At 58.0% G+C, this 429-nt stretch carries 1 pseudogene; it reads left to right on the top strand.

The window, feature by feature from the left end:
• A pseudogene (gene tcuB, locus EHSB41UT_RS24275) lies at positions 1 to 374 on the top strand (tricarballylate utilization protein TcuB); the annotation flags it as partial.
• Positions 375 to 429 lie beyond the last annotated feature (55 nt).

Below are 429 nucleotides of genomic sequence, written 5' to 3'. Positions count from 1 at the left end.
CGCCCTACCCGTTCTTTAGCCTGCCGGTCATGCTCGGCACGCTGGGCGGTATCGGTCTGCTTATCGGCCCGGCCGGGCTACTGTGGCTCAATCTGCGGCGGTCGCCGTTACATGGCGATGTGCGCCAGAAACCCATGGATCGCGGCTTTATTCTGCTGCTGTTCTTAACCAGTCTTACCGGGCTGGCGCTGCTGGCAGGCAGAGACACCAGCGGAATGGGCATACTGCTGGCGCTCCATTTAGGCGTGGTGATGGCGCTCTTTCTCACCCTTCCCTACGGAAAATTCGCCCACGGATTTTTCCGCTGCGCGGCCTTACTCAAATGGGCAGTTGAGAAGCGACGCGGAAAACATGCGGGGGATACAGGCAACTGACCCGCAACATCTTACCCATAAAACAATAAAGACAGTGGAGAGCAAACCCTATGGC

Origin of the sequence: Parendozoicomonas haliclonae (genome assembly GCF_900174585.1) — a bacterium.
In the GTDB taxonomy this organism is placed as follows: domain Bacteria; phylum Pseudomonadota; class Gammaproteobacteria; order Pseudomonadales; family Endozoicomonadaceae; genus Sansalvadorimonas; species Sansalvadorimonas haliclonae.
Note: the sequence above shows the minus strand (reverse complement) of the source record. Positions and strands in the feature narration are given on the sequence as shown.